Annotated in this window: 17 protein-coding genes; 8 read left to right on the top strand and 9 right to left on the bottom strand. The window is 41.3% G+C overall.

The features are described from left to right. Positions 1–326: LpxD N-terminal domain-containing protein (locus PLE34_RS20030; protein ID WP_324559906.1), on the bottom strand; the 326-nt coding region annotated here is incomplete at its 3' end. Between the two features lie 5 nt (positions 327–331). Further along, positions 332–1,537 carry an HD domain-containing protein gene (locus PLE34_RS20025; protein WP_324559904.1) on the bottom strand — a complete coding sequence of 402 codons (1,206 nt, stop codon included), beginning with the start codon at positions 1,535–1,537 and terminating at the stop codon, positions 332–334. Positions 1,538–1,633: 96 nt separating this feature from the next. Here PLE34_RS20025 and porX point away from each other — a divergent pair, with 96 nt between their 5' ends. From porX to PLE34_RS20005, 4 genes are all read left to right on the top strand, one after another. Beyond that, entirely contained in the window at positions 1,634–3,190 is a 1,557-nt protein-coding gene (gene porX / locus PLE34_RS20020) for a T9SS response regulator signal transducer PorX (protein WP_324559902.1), read from the top strand. A 284-nt stretch (positions 3,191–3,474) separates the two neighbouring features. Beyond that, positions 3,475–3,744 (top strand): hypothetical protein, encoded by a 270-nt coding sequence (locus PLE34_RS20015; RefSeq protein ID WP_324559900.1) that lies wholly within the window; start codon positions 3,475–3,477, stop codon positions 3,742–3,744. Between the two features lie 61 nt (positions 3,745–3,805). Beyond that, a complete protein-coding gene (locus tag PLE34_RS20010; protein WP_324559898.1) occupies positions 3,806–4,582 on the top strand; it encodes an MBL fold metallo-hydrolase in 777 nt (258 codons plus the stop codon). A gap of 106 nt (positions 4,583–4,688) precedes the next feature. Further along, the gene (locus PLE34_RS20005) at positions 4,689–5,651 is read left to right on the top strand and encodes a ComEA family DNA-binding protein (RefSeq protein ID WP_324559896.1); all 963 of its coding nucleotides are present in this window, start codon (positions 4,689–4,691) and stop codon (positions 5,649–5,651) included. 252 nt (positions 5,652–5,903) lie between these two features. Here PLE34_RS20005 and PLE34_RS20000 read toward each other — a convergent pair whose 3' ends face one another. Both PLE34_RS20000 and PLE34_RS19995 read right to left on the bottom strand, forming a co-directional pair. Beyond that, entirely contained in the window at positions 5,904–6,155 is a 252-nt protein-coding gene (locus tag PLE34_RS20000) for a hypothetical protein (RefSeq protein WP_324559895.1), read from the bottom strand. 199 nt (positions 6,156–6,354) lie between these two features. Continuing rightward, positions 6,355–7,278: an IS1595 family transposase gene (locus tag PLE34_RS19995; protein WP_324559893.1), complete on the bottom strand. Its 924-nt coding sequence runs from the start codon at positions 7,276–7,278 to the stop codon at positions 6,355–6,357. Between the two features lie 252 nt (positions 7,279–7,530). On the opposite strand from PLE34_RS19995, the gene PLE34_RS19990 reads away from it, so the two are divergent. From PLE34_RS19990 to PLE34_RS19980, 3 genes are all read left to right on the top strand, one after another. Next, the gene (locus tag PLE34_RS19990; protein WP_324559892.1) at positions 7,531–8,310 is read left to right on the top strand and encodes a hypothetical protein; all 780 of its coding nucleotides are present in this window, start codon (positions 7,531–7,533) and stop codon (positions 8,308–8,310) included. A gap of 209 nt (positions 8,311–8,519) precedes the next feature. Next, on the top strand, positions 8,520–8,654 hold the full coding sequence (locus PLE34_RS19985) for a hypothetical protein (RefSeq protein ID WP_324559890.1): 135 nt from the start codon (positions 8,520–8,522) through the stop codon (positions 8,652–8,654). 166 nt (positions 8,655–8,820) lie between these two features. Next, positions 8,821–9,963, top strand: coding sequence for an acyl-CoA dehydrogenase family protein (locus PLE34_RS19980; protein ID WP_324559889.1), 1,143 nt, complete (start codon positions 8,821–8,823; stop codon positions 9,961–9,963). A 61-nt stretch (positions 9,964–10,024) separates the two neighbouring features. Here the strand turns inward: PLE34_RS19980 and PLE34_RS19975 are convergent, their stop codons facing one another. The 5 genes from PLE34_RS19975 to tig all read right to left on the bottom strand — a co-directional run bounded on the left by PLE34_RS19975 (position 10,025) and on the right by tig (position 14,967). Next, positions 10,025–10,201: a hypothetical protein gene (locus tag PLE34_RS19975; protein WP_324559886.1), complete on the bottom strand. Its 177-nt coding sequence runs from the start codon at positions 10,199–10,201 to the stop codon at positions 10,025–10,027. A 24-nt stretch (positions 10,202–10,225) separates the two neighbouring features. Next, positions 10,226–11,458 (bottom strand): ATP-dependent Clp protease ATP-binding subunit ClpX, encoded by a 1,233-nt coding sequence (gene clpX / locus PLE34_RS19970; protein WP_324559884.1) that lies wholly within the window; start codon positions 11,456–11,458, stop codon positions 10,226–10,228. Between the two features lie 222 nt (positions 11,459–11,680). Beyond that, entirely contained in the window at positions 11,681–12,307 is a 627-nt protein-coding gene (locus PLE34_RS19965) for a ClpP family protease (RefSeq protein WP_324559882.1), read from the bottom strand. A gap of 18 nt (positions 12,308–12,325) precedes the next feature. After that, positions 12,326–13,018: a ClpP family protease gene (locus PLE34_RS19960; RefSeq protein WP_324559880.1), complete on the bottom strand. Its 693-nt coding sequence runs from the start codon at positions 13,016–13,018 to the stop codon at positions 12,326–12,328. Between the two features lie 566 nt (positions 13,019–13,584). Next, positions 13,585–14,967, bottom strand: coding sequence for a trigger factor (tig, locus tag PLE34_RS19955; protein WP_324559878.1), 1,383 nt, complete (start codon positions 14,965–14,967; stop codon positions 13,585–13,587). Between the two features lie 379 nt (positions 14,968–15,346). On the opposite strand from tig, the gene PLE34_RS19950 reads away from it, so the two are divergent. Further along, on the top strand, positions 15,347–16,495 hold the full coding sequence (locus PLE34_RS19950; protein ID WP_324559876.1) for an ATP-binding protein: 1,149 nt from the start codon (positions 15,347–15,349) through the stop codon (positions 16,493–16,495). Positions 16,496–16,602: the final 107 nt, after the last annotated feature.

Below are 16,602 nucleotides of genomic sequence, written 5' to 3'. Positions count from 1 at the left end.
GCAATATAAGAAGGCTGTTGAATACCCGTTAACTGCTGCGACATCATTTCCTGGTACTTGGTTAACAGGGTGGCAAAAGCGCTATATGCATCCGGAACTCTTATTAGCGTTCCGTTTACTTTTTCTTTTAATTCCAGCGATTCATTAATAATAATTACCGAAGCTTCGGTAGTATACAGGTGATCTTCATATTTGGGGTTGGCCAGAAAAGCCAGCTGACCTTCTTTTGCTTCTTCAATTTTATTGAACGAGTGTACTCCGGCACCGGCATTGCCCTCAATTTTTCCGTTAATCAGCAAAGCTATTTGTGCGGCCGTGAAAGTCATAAAGATTATTTAAGATAACAAATGTAAAATTTTTTCACCGGCCCTGAAAGGTTATGTTGGATGAGGGCATTATCCACCTGCGATATATCTTTAACCTGCCCGTCTTTAAAAAGAATATTGATCTTTTCATTGAAGGGGTTGTAGGTGCGGCTTACCGCTTCTCCGGTAAACACAAGACAGGAAGCAGCCTGCTCATCAATGTTCAGCCGCTCCATTATGTTTTTTTTCTGGCGGTTCACATCCGCTTCGGGAATAGGCATGCTCTGCAGCTTTACTTTAAGCAGGGTACGGTTCATAATGCTGTTGCATAGCAGGGAAAGCACTTTGTCGGGATGATGACGCCAGCTTTTTATAGCCGCTACCACATCGGTATCGTCTAACTGGCAAAACTGATCAAGATGCCCGGCGATATTTCCTTTATATTGATTCAGTAAAAAGCTTTTTAATATGCTGTCCGGCAAATCCGCGCTGTTTTCGGGCCCCGTTGCTCTCGCTCTTTCTAATATTTTAACTAACATCATTTCAGCGCTCAGCACGGTTTTATGCAGATATACCTGCCAGTACATCAGCCTGCGCGCCACTAAAAATTTTTCGATGGAGTAAATGGCTTTCTCTTCCACCATTAGCTCACCGTTGTGTACAATAAGCATTTTTATGATGCGGTCGTAACCGATAACCCCTTCGCTCACACCGGTAAAAAAACTGTCGCGGGTAAGGTAATCCATCCGGTCCACGTCTAACTGGCCGCTTACTAACTGGTGTAAAAACTTTTTAGGATAAGCATTAGTAAAAATATCAATTGCCATTTGCAACCGGCCGGTGAACTGCCTGTTAAGGTCATGCATCAGCAAAAGGGATAACTCCTCATGATGAACGTCTTCCATGAGTACGCTTTCTAATGCATGCGAAAAGGGTCCATGTCCTATATCATGTAAAAGAATAGCAATTTTGGCGGAGGTATCCTCTGCATCGCTAATGGCTGTTCCTTTTTCCTTCAGTACCTGCAAAGCGTTGCACATTAAGTGGTAAGCGCCCAAAGAATGGTGCAGGCGGGTATGAACGGCGCCGGGGTATACCAAATGCGCCAGTGCCATTTGCTTAATGCGGCGCAAACGCTGGTACCATGGGTGCGAAATAATTTCAAATATCAACGGGTGGTCTATTGTAATAAATCCATATACCGGGTCGTTGATGATTTTCCTGAAAGCCATGCATGAAATGTTAAAAAAATAAGGGAACCGGTGCAAAGGTAAAAAGCGGGAAATGAATAACTACATTTGATTAGCTAAACATAAAAATAATTATTCATGTCTCTGGCAAAAATACTTTGGGTTGATGACGAAATGGAGAGTCTCCAATCGCAAAAGCTCTTTTTGGAAAATAAAGGATACGAAGTAAAAACACTCACCAATGGCTATGATGCATTGGATTACGTGAAAGAAAATATTGTGGATGTGGTATTGTTGGATGAAACCATGCCCGGCATTACCGGTTTGGAAACATTGGCCCGGATAAAAGAGATCAACCAGCAACTGCCCGTAGTGCTCATTACTAAAAATGAAACAGAGAACCTGATGGATGATGCCATTGGTTCGCAGATCAGCGATTACCTCATTAAACCGGTTAACCCCAACCAGGTGTTGCTGAGCTTAAAGAAGATCATTGATAACCGCAGGCTGGTGGCCGAAAAAACAACAAGCGCTTACCAGCAGGAGTTCCGCAATCTTTTTATGGCCCTGAACAGTAATCCCAATTACAACGAATGGATGGAGCTGTATAGAAAATTAGTGTACTGGGAGCTGGAAATGGAAAAAAGCGACAGCCCTGAAATGCGGGAAGTATTTCAATCGCAAAAGAGTGAAGCCAATACGGAGTTTTTTAAGTTCATCAGTAAAAACTATGCTTCATGGGTAGATCCTAAAAGTGCGGATGCGCCCATTATGAGCCATACCCTGTTCCGCTATAAAATATTACCGCATATAGAAAAAGGCAAGCCGCTGTTTGTTGCTTTAATTGATAACCTCCGCTACGATCAGTGGAAAAGCATTCAGCCGGCTTTTGCAGAAACGTTTCGCATACAGGAGGAAGAAACCTTTTATTCTATTCTGCCTACTGCTACACAATACTGCCGCAACGCCATTTTTGCAGGTATGATGCCAGTAGACATTGAAAAGCATTTCCCCGCTCAATGGAAAAACGATGAAGAGGAAGGAGGGAAAAACCTGTTTGAAGAAGCATTCCTGGAAGCGCAGCTAAAGCGTTTATGCAAGAACGATATTAAATACTCCTACACGAAAGTGCTGAATCACCAGGACGGGCAGAAGCTGGTGGATAATATTCATAACCTGCTGCAAAACGATATCAATATTATTGTATACAATTTTGTAGATATGCTGAGCCACGCCCGAACAGAAATGGAAGTGCTGAAAGAGCTGGCCAGCGATGAAACCAGCTACCGGAGTATAACCGCCAGTTGGTTTGAGCATTCGCCCCTGCACCAGGCGCTTAAAAAAATAGCCGACAAGCCGCTTACGCTTATCGTGGCAACCGATCATGGCAGTGTGCGGGTAAAAACGCCCTGTAAGGTTATTGGCGACAAGCAAACAACCACGAACCTGCGCTATAAGCATGGCCGTAATCTGAACTATGAGCCGCGGGAAGTGCTGGCTTTTCGTAACCCCAAAGAAGCCGGGCTGCCTGTGCCTTCCGTTAATTCTTCTTTTATTTTTGCCAAAGGAGATGGTTACCTCTGCTATCCTAATAATTATAACTATTATTCTAACTATTACAGGAACACCTTTCAGCATGGCGGTGTAAGCATTGAGGAAATGATTGTGCCGGTAATACGAATGACAAATAAATGAATTTGAGATTTAATATTTGAAATTTGAGATTGGTCCCTCGCCTGTAATAACGTGAATTTTGGATGTCTGGAAATGACAATCAGTGTGTTATTGTTTCTGGACATTTACCGCATAGGAGAAACATAGGTACACATGGTTATTAATATACCTTATGTTTTCCTATGATCCTATTGTGCCTATGTGTTGAAGATAGCAAACACAGGAAGAGATGTGTATTACTTCGGGTTTCAAATTTTAGATTTCAAATTTCAAATCGTATATCTTTGCCGGTGGAAAACGGTAAGATGAAAATTAATCAACCTACATTAAATAAAATTGAAGCCATACTGCAGGAAGCCGGTTATGTGATACGCTATGAAAGAGGAACGTTTCAGAGCGGCTATTGCATATTGCAGCAAAGAAAAGTAGTAGTGCTGAATAAGTTCCTTACGCTTGAAGGCCGCATTAATACCTTAGCCGATCTTATGCCCCAGTTGGAAATAACATTTGATGCGCTTACCCACGAATCGCAAAAGTTGTACGAGGAACTGATGGCTAAGCCGGCCAATGAGTAAGTAATTGGTTCAATGAAAAATTTACAATTGCCCGTTATACTTTTTCTTTTAGCTTTGACAGGTGAGTTATCCTGATATAAAAGTTACATTCCTCGGTACAGGCACCAGCAGCGGCGTGCCTATGATTGGCTGTAGTTGTGAAGTTTGTACTTCAGCAGATAAGAAGGATAAGCGCCTGCGTTCCAGCATACTGGTGCAGTCTGCAGATACCAATATCGTTGTTGACGCCGGCCCCGATTTCCGGTACCAGATGTTGCGAACCGGTATAAAACGTTTAGACGCTGTTGTATTTACGCATCCGCATAAAGACCACGTAGCCGGGCTCGATGATGTAAGGGGCTTCAATTATTTCATGCGGAAACCCATGGAAATTTATGGTAATGAAATGACCCTTGAAGTGATCATCAGGGAATTTCCTTATGCCTTTACCGAAAAAAAATATCCCGGTGCTCCCAATATCCATCTCAATACGATCAGCTCACAACCCTTTCAGATCAATGATCTTGTTGTTACTCCCATATTGGTTTGGCATATGCAGATGCCTGTGCTGGGTTACCGGTTTGGGAACTTTACCTACATTACGGATGCCAACCGGATAGAAGAAAGCAGCAGGGAATTAATAAGAGGTAGCGAAGTATTGGTATTAAACGCGTTGCGGAAAGAAAAGCACATTTCTCATTTTAACCTGGGTGAAGCCATAGCCGAAGTAAAGGAACTTAACATACCTGCGGCTTATTTTACGCATATCAGCCACCAGTTGGGAAAGCATGCCGCTGTAAGTAGTGAATTACCGGAAGGTATACGGTTGGCGTATGATGGGCTGAGTCTTGCATTGTAAGGTATAAGGTATAAGGTGTAGGAGAGACTTACTACTTGCTTAATTCCTGCTACCATTATCTTTTCTTATGTTTATTACGTAACTTTCATACGCATATACAGCACCTATGAGCGCTAACCGGTTGAAAGCCTATTTTAATTTCAGCAAAAAAGAACGCTATGGAATTATGGCGTTAATGGTTATGCTGATTCTTCTGTGGTTTGCACCACTGGTGTTTGTTCCTGAAGAGCAGCCTGATGAAGAAGGATATGCCCTGTTCAGGCAGGATATTGAGCAACTGCAACAACAGGGTGTGCGGCATAGGCAGAACGAAGACTCCATTGAAGCATCCTATACCTCTTTTGCGGCGGTCTCCGCTATTGAACCTGTAAGTACAACCCTTTTTTATTTTGACCCCAACACATTAACGCCTGCAGGATGGCAGCGGTTAGGCATATCCGGCAGAACCATTCAAACCATACAAAATTTTACAGCTAAGGGCGGCAGGTTTTACAAAGCGGAAGATATGGGCAAAATATACGGATTAAGGAAGCAGGACTATGAAAGACTCCTGCCTTATGTGCATATTGCAGTAAAAGAAGCGGAGCATAAAAAGGAGCGGAGCGCTGAGGCGGTTTCCTATACCCGTGCAAAATATAATGTGCACGTTATTCCTGTTAATACAGCCGACACAACGGCGTTTATTGCCCTGCCGGGCATTGGTAGTAAGCTGGCTAACCGCATTATTAATTTCAGGGAAAAATTAGGCGGCTTTTACACCGTGGAGCAGATCAGGGAAGTGTATGGGGTCAGCGACTCCATTTTTCAGCAAATAAGGCCTTACCTTGAATGCGATGCGTCTGCTATAAAAAGGATTAATATCAATACAGCCTCCATAAATGAGTTAAAAGCGCATCCCTATGTAAAATATCAGGTAGGGAATGCCGTTATCCAGTACCGGTTACAGCATGGCCGCTTTCAAAATATGGATGACCTGAAACAAGTTCATGTAATGTCTGATGACCTGCTGCAAAAGCTGGAACCTTATATTAAGGCAACTATATACGTGTTGGGACAAGGGTGGGCATAAAAAAAGAATTAATTTTACTCAATTCTTTCTAAATCATTATTACCGGGGAGTCCTAAATATAACTTATTGCACACTAACCAAATTTCTTCGTAGTCTATTCGGTTTTTACTGTCTACCAATATTTTAGCACTACATGGTCCGTTGCAAATGATTAAGACTCGGGAGTCTGGAATAGGCTTAATATCGCAATCATTATTATCTTTCAGCCATGTAAGGAAAGAGGATCGGGTGTATAGCATTAGGAATCAAAATTCAACCAAACTTTTCCAAGAAGCCTTTAGCTTTGAACTTTTTGTGAGGCTCGCAGTGGTTTTCGGATTTCTCAAATTGCGTAACGGCAGTATACATTTCCTTTAAATTTTTCTTCGCCTCAATTTCGTTATCCCCATTTGCTATAATGTCTGTCCTGTGCTCGTAAAACGCTATATATCTACCAGACTCGCACTTTATTGCAGTTCCTGGAACTAATTCATCTTTCTTCTTGGTGAAATAATTGTGTCGCATAATAGACCTTTTGTAATTGTAAACGAAAATCAGACCAAAATAGTTTACCGTAACTGTGTTAAAGTTGATAGTTGGCTGAATTACAATCGGTTAATAAAAAGGATAAATGACTATAGATAACGGCGTTTTTGGATAGGTAGGTTAAAAGTACAATATTATCCCAAACTTCAAAAAAAAACCAGCATTTCTGCTGGTTAACTTACTTTCCTATAAGTTGCTGGTATTTCAACCTTCCATCACTGCCCTGCAAAGTCAAATCAAATCTTTCATTGTCCTTTATGTGCCTGCTGTTGTACCGGGAAGCAAATTCATCACAATAGCGCTGCAAGTGCTGTGGGCTTACTTGGTGGAATATTCCGATAATACCACGCTTTAACAGGCTCCAAAAGTTTTCTATACCATTAGTATGAAAGCCACCCCTTGCATATTCACCTTTACTATGGTCTACCACCACATGTTGAAATTCTGATTTGGTTTTCAGAAATGCATACATGGCATAGCCATCAGTTACCATAGTAGAACCTTTTTGCACATGCTGATCTATTAGTTCTTTTGCATACTTTTTAGTAACCCATTCAGTAACTTTTACAACAACTTTACCGCCTGTTTCAACGATACCAAAAACAGGCGTTTTCACATCTTCATTGCGGCCCTGTGTGTTTTTGCTTTTTTTGCTTGCATGCTTGTTCCTTTCTTTGCCGCCCACGTACGTTTCATCTATCTGCACTTCATTAGCCAGCATTTGCGGGGCTTTTTCTTTCAGCATTTCACGAACACGATGCAATAAAAACCATGCTGATTTTTGGGTAATACCTAATTGCCTGCTTAACTGTAATGAACTGATACCTTTCTTTGAAGAAGTACACAAGTAAATGGCAGCAAACCATGTTCTAAGCCCAATTTTGGAGTTTTCGTATATAGTGCCTACAGTTACTGTAAATTTCTTGTGGCATTCTTTATCCCTGCATTTAAAGCCCCTGTTTGTTCTATATGGGTTTACAACACCACAAAATGGACAAGCAGGCGTGCCACCCCAGCGCTGTTGTTCCAGGTATACCCTGCAATCTTCATCAGTTTTGAAGAAATCCAGTAATTGTACTAATGTTTTGAATTTGCTTTCCATTTTGCTTGTTTGTACAACAAAGATAATGCTTGTCCCATTAACTACCTAATATATTTATATAAATATTCAAAAATGAAATTAAATAAAATTAAAAATAAAATTTAATAATTCTATTTTATAAATTAAATAATTGATAATCAGTAAATTATCATTTTAGTAAATTAAATGTAGTATTTGTTTTGAAAATAACCTACCATTTGTTTGGCCGATTGTTATCTTGTATTTATTTTTGTGTCTTATAAATGTTTTGACATGGGCACTAATATCATTCAATCAGGCGAAGGCGTGAAGCGGTTTATTCAAAGAAGCGCTTCCTACCCTGGCATATCACTGGAGGAGGCTTTGGGATTTACAACTGAAGTGGCAAAAAGTTTTCCATCTTCTCAGGTAATAAACAGGAACGATATTGCTGCTGTGTTGAAAAAAGCTGCTGCGTCAATCGTTAGGGAGATCTCGGCGTCCGTCCAATTTCAATTATTCTCAAAGGACAAAGATGGCTATAAAATATCCCCTCTTTTCAAGAAAATCACCAATTACTTAGATCAGTCAGAAAGGCGAAAGCTAATAATTGAGGCATTCGGGTCTCCTAAACTTTACGCTGAATTAATAGAAAAGTTTAATAACCATGCAATTCCCCAAGAATTAAAAACACATCTTATTAGATTTCATAAAATAGCAGAGAAGGCGGCACCAGATGCGGCAAACGTTTTTATTGAGAGTGCAAAATTCGCCGGCGTCCTTTCTGATAGCGGTATTTTAACTATTAGTCCGGATATGGCACAACACCTGCCACATAATGACAACGTTATAGATAATGGTTTGAGTGCCACTGAAATATTCATTGAGAATCAAGTAACCTCACCAGTTATTAGGCAGCAACTACAATTAACGGAAATGGTAAATGAGGAGAAGGTTAAAATAAGATTAACAGGAGGAAAATTTGCTTACCTTATATATCCTCTTGATTTAACAAAAAGAGATATATCAGTAATACAAAAACAGATTGAGCAACTTGATCTTATAATAGAATAAAAAAAAGGAATGACTTCGGTCATTCCTAAAGATATTATCGTATGTCGTGCCCATTATATAGCCGAACCCACATTAGAGGTGTTGTATCCGGCTACTTCCATTAGGTAGTGCGAAAACGCAACCATACGATGACGACCCAAAAACAAAGGCTGCATTTCTATGCGGCTTTTGTATTTACAAAGATACTAAAATATTGTAACTTTATACCTATGGCAAAAGCAGCAAAAAAAGCCCCTAAGAAGAGGGCAGATAAATACGAAGAAAAGGTAGCTATAAAAGGTAGCTTTGAAGAAGTAATAGCAGTAAGCGTAAAGCCGAGTAAAAAGAAAGAAAAAAAGAAGTAAACGACTTTCTATAGGGGAAAAGAGAGAATCGAGCACCCCCGGTAGCAATGCCGGGGTATTTTTTTACGTTATTTGTCCCAACACGTATATAGTTGCCTATATTAATTACTAACAACTGTTAGCTTTAGAAGATTTTCCTTTAATTTGCACAATTGCTATAATAAGTATGGATTTTAAAAAAGACGAATTAACGCTACAAATTGCTCAAACAACCGCTGACTTTGCCAGGCAGTATATAAAGCCTTATGTAATGCTATGGGATGAAGCCCAGGAATTTCCGGTACACGTTTTTAAGGAAATGGGAAAACTGGGCTTAATGGGCGTACTGGTTCCTGAAACCTATGGAGGCGCCGGGCTGGGTTATGTAGAATATGCAACCATTATTGCCGAAGTGGCCAAGGTTTGCGGATCGGTAGGGTTAAGCCTTGCCGCGCACAACTCGCTGTGCACCGGGCATATTCTTGCTTTTGGAAATGAAGCGCAGAAACAAAAATACCTGCCAAAACTGGCTACTGCCGAATGGATAGGCGCCTGGGGCCTAACGGAAGCCGGCACGGGAAGTGATGCGGGCAATATGCAAACTACTGCTATAAAAGATGGGGATGACTGGATATTGAACGGCACCAAATGCTGGATCACGCATGGCAAGTCGGGAGATATAGCCGTGGTAATTGCCAGAACAGGTGAGCCCCGGGCTAAAAATAATGCTACGGCTTTTGTAGTGGAACGAGGAACAGCAGGGTTTAGCCGGGGTAAAAAAGAGAACAAGCTGGGGATGCGGGCCAGTGAAACCGCCGAAATGATATTTGATCATTGCAGGATCCCGGATAGCACCCGGTTAGGTAACGTGGGAGATGGGTTTAAGCAGTCGCTGAAAGTGCTCGATGGCGGCAGGATCTCTATTGCTGCCCTGGCGCTTGGAATAGCTAAGGGGGCTTACGAAGCGGCATTGCAATACGCTAAGGAAAGACACCAGTTTGATCAGCCCATTGCTGCTTTTCAGGGTATATCTTTTAAACTGGCAGATATGGCTACGGAAATTATGGCTTCGGAATTACTGATATTGCAGGCTGCAGATAAAAAGAATAAGGGGCTACCCATGACTAAAGAAGCGGCAATGGCAAAGTATTATGCCAGTGAGGTAGCGGTAAAAGTAGCCAATGACGCGGTGCAGATCTTTGGCGGATACGGCTATACTAAAGATTTTCCGGTGGAAAAGTTTTACAGGGACAGTAAGCTGTGTACCATAGGCGAAGGCACCAGTGAAATACAAAAGATCGTAATAGCCAGGGAGGTATTACGGGGTTAGGCGCTTTAACCACAATAAGAATAAGAGAATGCCCCGGAGGCCGCGTCAAGGTGTGGATAAATCAATGCAAAAAATCATCCTCCTCTTTTGGGGCATATTTGGTAAATACTTTTTCTATAGCTCCTGAAAATAAGGGGAACTTTTCTTTTGCGAAATCTTTCACCAGGGTAATGGCTTTTACAGCCTGTTCTTCAGTTAAGCCTGCTTCTGCCTGTAAACGCTCTATTAATTCTTTCATACAATTAGCTTGTAAATTTATTGCTTATGCCACTTTCAGCAAGCTCATTTTGCTGTTATCGAACTTATGCTGTGCGTAGTCGAGCGTAAGATGAAATTCCTTTTCCGTTGATGAAGGCAGTTCAAACATGGCATCTGTAAGTATGTTTTCACAAATGCTTCTCAATCCTCTTGCACCCAGCTTGTATTCCATGGCTTTACTCACCATAAAATCAAGCACCTCTTCATCTACTTTTAACTTAATGCCTTCCAGCTCAAATAGCCTGGTATACTGTTTCATGAGCGCATTTTTGGGTACCGTAAGGATAGACCGGAGGGTTTCCGTATCCAAAGGATTAAGGTAGGTTACAACCGGCAAACGACCCAGCAACTCAGGGATCAGTCCAAATGATTTGAGATCCTGCGCATTAATATACTGCAGCAGGTTCTTCTTCATATATTCCTGCTGATCTTTATTTACGTTAAATCCAATGGCATTGGTATTCACCCGGCGAGCAATTACCCTGTCTATGCCATCAAATGCGCCGCCACATATAAACAATATATTCTGGGTATTTACTTTGATCAGCTTTTGCTCTGGGTGCTTTCGGCCGCCCTGCGGCGGAACCAGTACTTCTGTTCCTTCCAGCAATTTCAATAAACCCTGTTGTACGCCCTCACCGCTTACGTCGCGGGTAATGGAAGGGTTATCGCTTTTACGGGCAATTTTATCAATCTCATCTATATACACAATGCCTTTTTCTGCTGCTGCCACATCGTAGTTACAAACCTGGAGCAGGCGGGTAAGAATGCTTTCCACATCTTCGCCTACATAACCGGCTTCGGTAAAAACAGTAGCATCCACAATGGCAAAGGGAACATTCAGCATACGCGCAATGGTTTTGGCCAGCAGGGTCTTCCCTGTTCCCGTTTCTCCTACCATTATAATATTACTTTTTTCTATCTCTACTTCATTTTCGGCGGCTTTGTGCTGTAGGCGCTTATAATGATTGTATACTGCCACGGCCAGCACTTTTTTAGCGTCGTCCTGTCCTATAACGTATTCATCCAGGAATTTTTTAACCTCTACAGGTTTTTTAACGGTAAGCTTAAACTGGGGATGAGAAGACTCATGCTTTAATATGAGCTCCTGTTCAATAATTTCCCGGGCATGGTCTACACAGTTCTCACATATATGTCCTTCCTGCCCTGCGATCAAAATTTTAACCTCGTCACGGCTCCTTCCGCAAAAGGAACAATGTAAAATTGATTTAGCCATTGTAATGCAATAAAAAGTTTAATGTTCAACTATTCTGGATGGCTGACAAGGATACGGGAGTGGTTTTACTATTACTAAGGCAAAAAGGATAAGGATAAGCTGCAAAAGTCCGAAACTTTTTTGTAAAAATCCAGTATTATAATGCCTACATATGTCAATTTTCGCTGTATGAAAAAGCCGCTCCATTACGGGCGGCTCTTCAATCGGCTGATTGTAAACCGGTTATAACTTGTCAATTACCTTATCCACGATGCCATATTCTACAGATTCTTTTGCGCCCATCCAGTGATCCCTGTCGAAGTCGGCCATTATTTTTTCAACGGTTTGTCCGCAGTTGTCAGCAAGTATCTTAGCGCTTACTTCTTTTACTTTCCGTATTTGTTCCGCCATTATTTCCAGGTCGGCAGAAGTGCCCTGTCCGCCCCCGCTTGGCTGGTGTATCATTACTTCTCCATGCGGAAAAATATAGCGTTTTCCTTTTTTGCCCCCGCTTAACAGCAGAGAGCCCATAGAAGCGGCCATACCCATACATACGGTAGCTACCGGCGATTTTATCATCTGCATAACATCATACACCACCATGCCGCTGGTAACGATGCCGCCGGGACTGTTAATATAAAAAGTAATTTCCTTACCCTGGTCAATGGCGTCTAAATAAAGGAGGCGGGAGGTAATATCTTTCGCGCTTTTATCGTCTACCGCGCCCCACAAAAAGATCTTACGCTGCTCAATGAATTTTTTGTCGAACTGCCAGCCGCTCAGCATCTTTTCCATAGAAGGCATCTCCGGTGTTTCGGGATTGTCTTCGTCATCTGAAATAAAAGGATTTCTTTTGCTGTGTATATACATATCCAAATATTATTTAGGTTATTTTTCTTTCTGTTTTTTAGGGTTAATGAGTAATACCTCATCTACCAGCCCGTATTCTTTAGCTTCCAGCGCCGTCATCCAGAAGTCACGGTCAAAATCCTTTGCTATTTTTTCAACATCCTGCCCGCTGTGATAGGCTACTACTTCGTATAATTCCTTTTTGATCTTCTTTACCTCATTTACCGTAATCAGCACATCGCTTGCCTGCCCGGCTGCCCCCGAGCTGGGCTGGTGCATCATGATACGCGAATGCTTTAAAGCGGTGCGCTTGCCTTTAGCTCCTGCGCACATCAGCACGGCTCCCATGCTGGCAGCCATTCCTGTGCAAATGGTAGAAATGTCGGGCGTAATATATTGCATGGTATCATAAACACCCATTCCCGCATACACTGATCCTCCGGGGCTGTTCACATACATTTGTATATCCCTTGTGCGGTCGGTACTTTCCAAGAACAATAGCTGGGCGGTTACAATATTACCCACCTCCTCCGAAATAGGGTAGCCCAGGAAAATAATACGATCCATCATTAAACGGCTGTAAACATCCATTACAGCCACATTCATGGGCCGCTCTTCAATAATATTAGGCGTAAGGTTGGTAACGCTATGCCTGGTAAAATCATTCAGGGTGTTACTGGAAATACCCCGGTGTTTTACCGCGTATTTTTCAAATTCTTTTCCAATATTCATGATATCAACAATTTCTTAAGTTATAGATGGCAATTTATGGCATTTACAAACCCAAATATCATGCAAGAGAAAAAAACAGACAAAATGCCATGCGGGAGAGAAAGGACGCAGTGAGAAACGAGGAAAAACCCGAAGGCAAAAATTTGAAATCCGAAGGGAATACAAAGCACCAGGCATCAAAAAACAAGACCCAAATAAATCTCAAATGCTAAATCCCAAGAAGGCTGTCAGCTATAAGCAACAAAGAGGAAAAATGCATCCTATCGTTATTACCTGCTCACCTGATTGCTGATCGCTAATTGCTGTAAAGCACCAGGAACCGAATCACAAAAACCAATTAAACTTCAAATCCGAAGCCGGAAAACCGAAATCCGAAGGAAGGAGCCGACAGCAATCAGATTGAGCAATCAGGAAGAAGGCGTATTCATTCTATTGCTGGTAGTTACTCTCTGATAGCTGATCGCTAATTGCTATAAAGCACCAGGAGCCTAAAAAATAGCAAATGCAGAAGCCCGAAGTCGTAAATCTGAAATCCGAAGGAAATACAATTTCAAATCTCAAATCCGTTAATGCTGATGGTGCTGATGTTCTTCCTGCAGCTTTTTGAAATCATCCACGCTGATAGGTTGCTCAACAGGTGTGGCTTTGGTTTCCATTTGATTAAAGACCTTTTCACTTATGATTTTTCTATATGTATTTTCTACCTGTTGCTTGTCTTTGGTAAGCCTGTCAACATAGCTGTCAATCCACGACATATCTCCTCCCTGCAGCCCGGATGCGCCAAAATAGCCCAACACCTCCCGGGTAATATGATCGCGTATTTCATCGGGCGACACGTCTAATTGATTTTCCTTTATGATCTTATCGCTGATCAGGGTCCATTTCAGCTGATTTTTAAATACCGGAAATTCTTCTTCTATCTGTTCGGGAGATTTAGCTTCCTCGCCCCCTTTTTCCATCCATTTTTTTAAAAATTTTTCGGGAAACTCAATTACCGTATGGTCTAATAAAGCATGGTACAGCTCGTGATGAAAATGATTGCGGCTCTGACCATCAAAGGCGTTTTCGATATCTGCTTTTATGGCGTTGCGAAACTCCTCTTCTGTTTTTATTGCTTTACCGGGATACACTTCTTCATAGAACTCCTCACTGAACTCCCTTTTTTCTACCAGCCCTATTTTGGTAATGGTTACCTTAAAAAACTTTTCCAGGTCATCAGGATTGTTTTTATCCAGGCCCAGATCGCTTTCTAACCATTCTCTTTCCTTATCGTCAAAAGCGGCTTTTAATTGCAGCACAATGTTATCGTCTTTCTTTTTCCCTGTTAGCTGTTCTTTCAATGAAGGATTAAAATATTTTAACAGGAGCGAATTATCTTTAGCAATGCCGTTTTCTATTATATTGCCTTCTGCATCAGATTCTTCAAATTTTACATTCAGCACATCCTCATCTGTAGCAATGGTTTCCGGTTCTGTCATTTTTCCATGCCTTACCTTTAGCCTTTCCACTTCCTCCTCTATCATATCATCCGGCACTTCAATTTTATAGCGGGTAAGCGGTATTTGATTCAGATCCGGTAAATCAAAAGAAGGCTTTAATCCTACTTCAAAATTAAAAGAATACGCGGCCGGGTTGTTCATATCCAAATTGCCGGGGTCATTGTCGGCTCCCGGAAGCGGCTGCGCAAAAATGTCGAGCTTTTCCTTATCTAAATAATCAACCAAACCCTTTTCAATGCTTCTCAGCACTTCTTCGGTGTATACGGCCGGACCGTGCATTTTTTTAATAACACCCGCCGGCACCATTCCTTTGCGGAAGCCGGGAATGTTGGCAGATTTGGCATACTGCTTCAATGCTTTTTCGAAAGGCGGGAAATAATCCTCTTTGTTTACCGTAACTGTTATTTTATCGTTCAGTAATCCAATATTTTCCCTTGTAATCGTTGCCATATTTATTGTGTATTATAAATATATGTAATGAGCAGTGCAGGCATACGGTTTGCGGAATGGTCGTTACCGATTCTGATCTTTCACAATGCCCGGTTTGCTGCTATTTTGGTGAAAAATTATTTGGCTGTCCTTCCTAAAAATTCCCGTTAGAATTGTAAAAAGGAGTGCAAAAGTAAGGCTTTTGTATTAATTCTTTATGATTTGCTTCTATGGTAAAAGTGCCGGCAACCAACAGCTCAATTTGATATTATCAACTCTTAAGGATAGAAATAAAATTATTTATAACTTCAAGAGTATCAATTGAAAACAATAATAGTAGTAAATCTGTCTTTGTATTGACAAAATTATTCTTAATTTAGTCAATTAAGTGACATATTTTATGAACGAAGTTCTGACAAGAGCAATTGAAAGCCGGTTAAAGAGCCTGATTGGAAAGAACAAAGTGCTGTTGATCCTGGGTACACGACGTGTAGGGAAAACTGTTTTGATCAACAAAATCGTTAAGGAATACAACAAGCAGGTTGTAATGTTGAATGGCGAGGATCTGAATACACAGGAGATACTTCAGCAGCGAACGGCTGCAAACTATAAAAGAATAGCCGGAGATGCCCAACTGCTGGTTATAGATGAGGCGCAGGCGATTCCGGAAACGGGAAAAGTATTAAAGCTGATGATTGACAGCTTACCTGATCTGACTATAATAGCCACGGGTTCCTCTTCTTTTGATTTATTGAACAAAGCAGGAGAACCTTTGACGGGAAGAAAAATTCAATTTCAATTATACCCGATCGCTCAAATGGAATTAGAAAGCGGGGAAAACTTTGTTGAAACCAGGCAGCATTTGGAAGAGCGGCTTGTTTTTGGTTCTTATCCTGAAATAATTCAGTTGCCCTCTTATCGTGAAAAGGAAGAATATTTACAGGAATTAGTACAGTCTTATTTATTAAAAGACATCCTGGCTTTTGAAGGAATACGTCAGTCAAATAAAATCATGAAATTGCTAAGGCTGATTGCTTTTCAAACAGGTAGTGAAGTTTCCTACAATGAACTTGGGAATCAACTGGGCATCAGTAAAAACACAGTTGAAAGTTACCTGGATTTACTGAGCAAAGTATTCCTGATCTACCGGCTGCCAGCTTATAGTACCAACCAGCGCAAGGAAATATCCAAAGGGTCTAAATGGTATTTTGCAGATAACGGCATTCGCAATGCCATTGCAAGCGATCTGCGTTTACTGAACCTTCGCCAGGATACCGGTAGCCTTTGGGAAAATTATCTTTTAAGCGAACGTATAAAACGGAATAGCTATCTCCATGAGCATGTTCAGTATTTTTTCTGGCGTAATTATGATCAGCAGGAAGTAGATCTTATTGAATTAAAACAGGGTAAGCTACATGCCTGGGAGTTCAAATATAATAATAACAAAAAAGTTAAAATCCCTGCTGCATTTTCAGCAGCATATCCTGAAGCTTTGTTTGAGTGTATTACAAAAGATAATTACCTGGATTGGATAACGGCTGCTTCATAAAGAATAGCCGCTCCAATTGCTGTGCGCTTTTACCATATAGTAAAAGCTTTATGTGCGGGTGGAGGGACTCGAACCCCCATGCCTCGCGGCGCCAGATCCTAAGTCTG

Origin of the sequence: Agriterribacter sp., from assembly GCF_035445465.1 — a bacterium.
Lineage (GTDB): Bacteria > Bacteroidota > Bacteroidia > Chitinophagales > Chitinophagaceae > Agriterribacter.
This window is presented reverse-complemented; position numbering and strand designations above follow the sequence as displayed.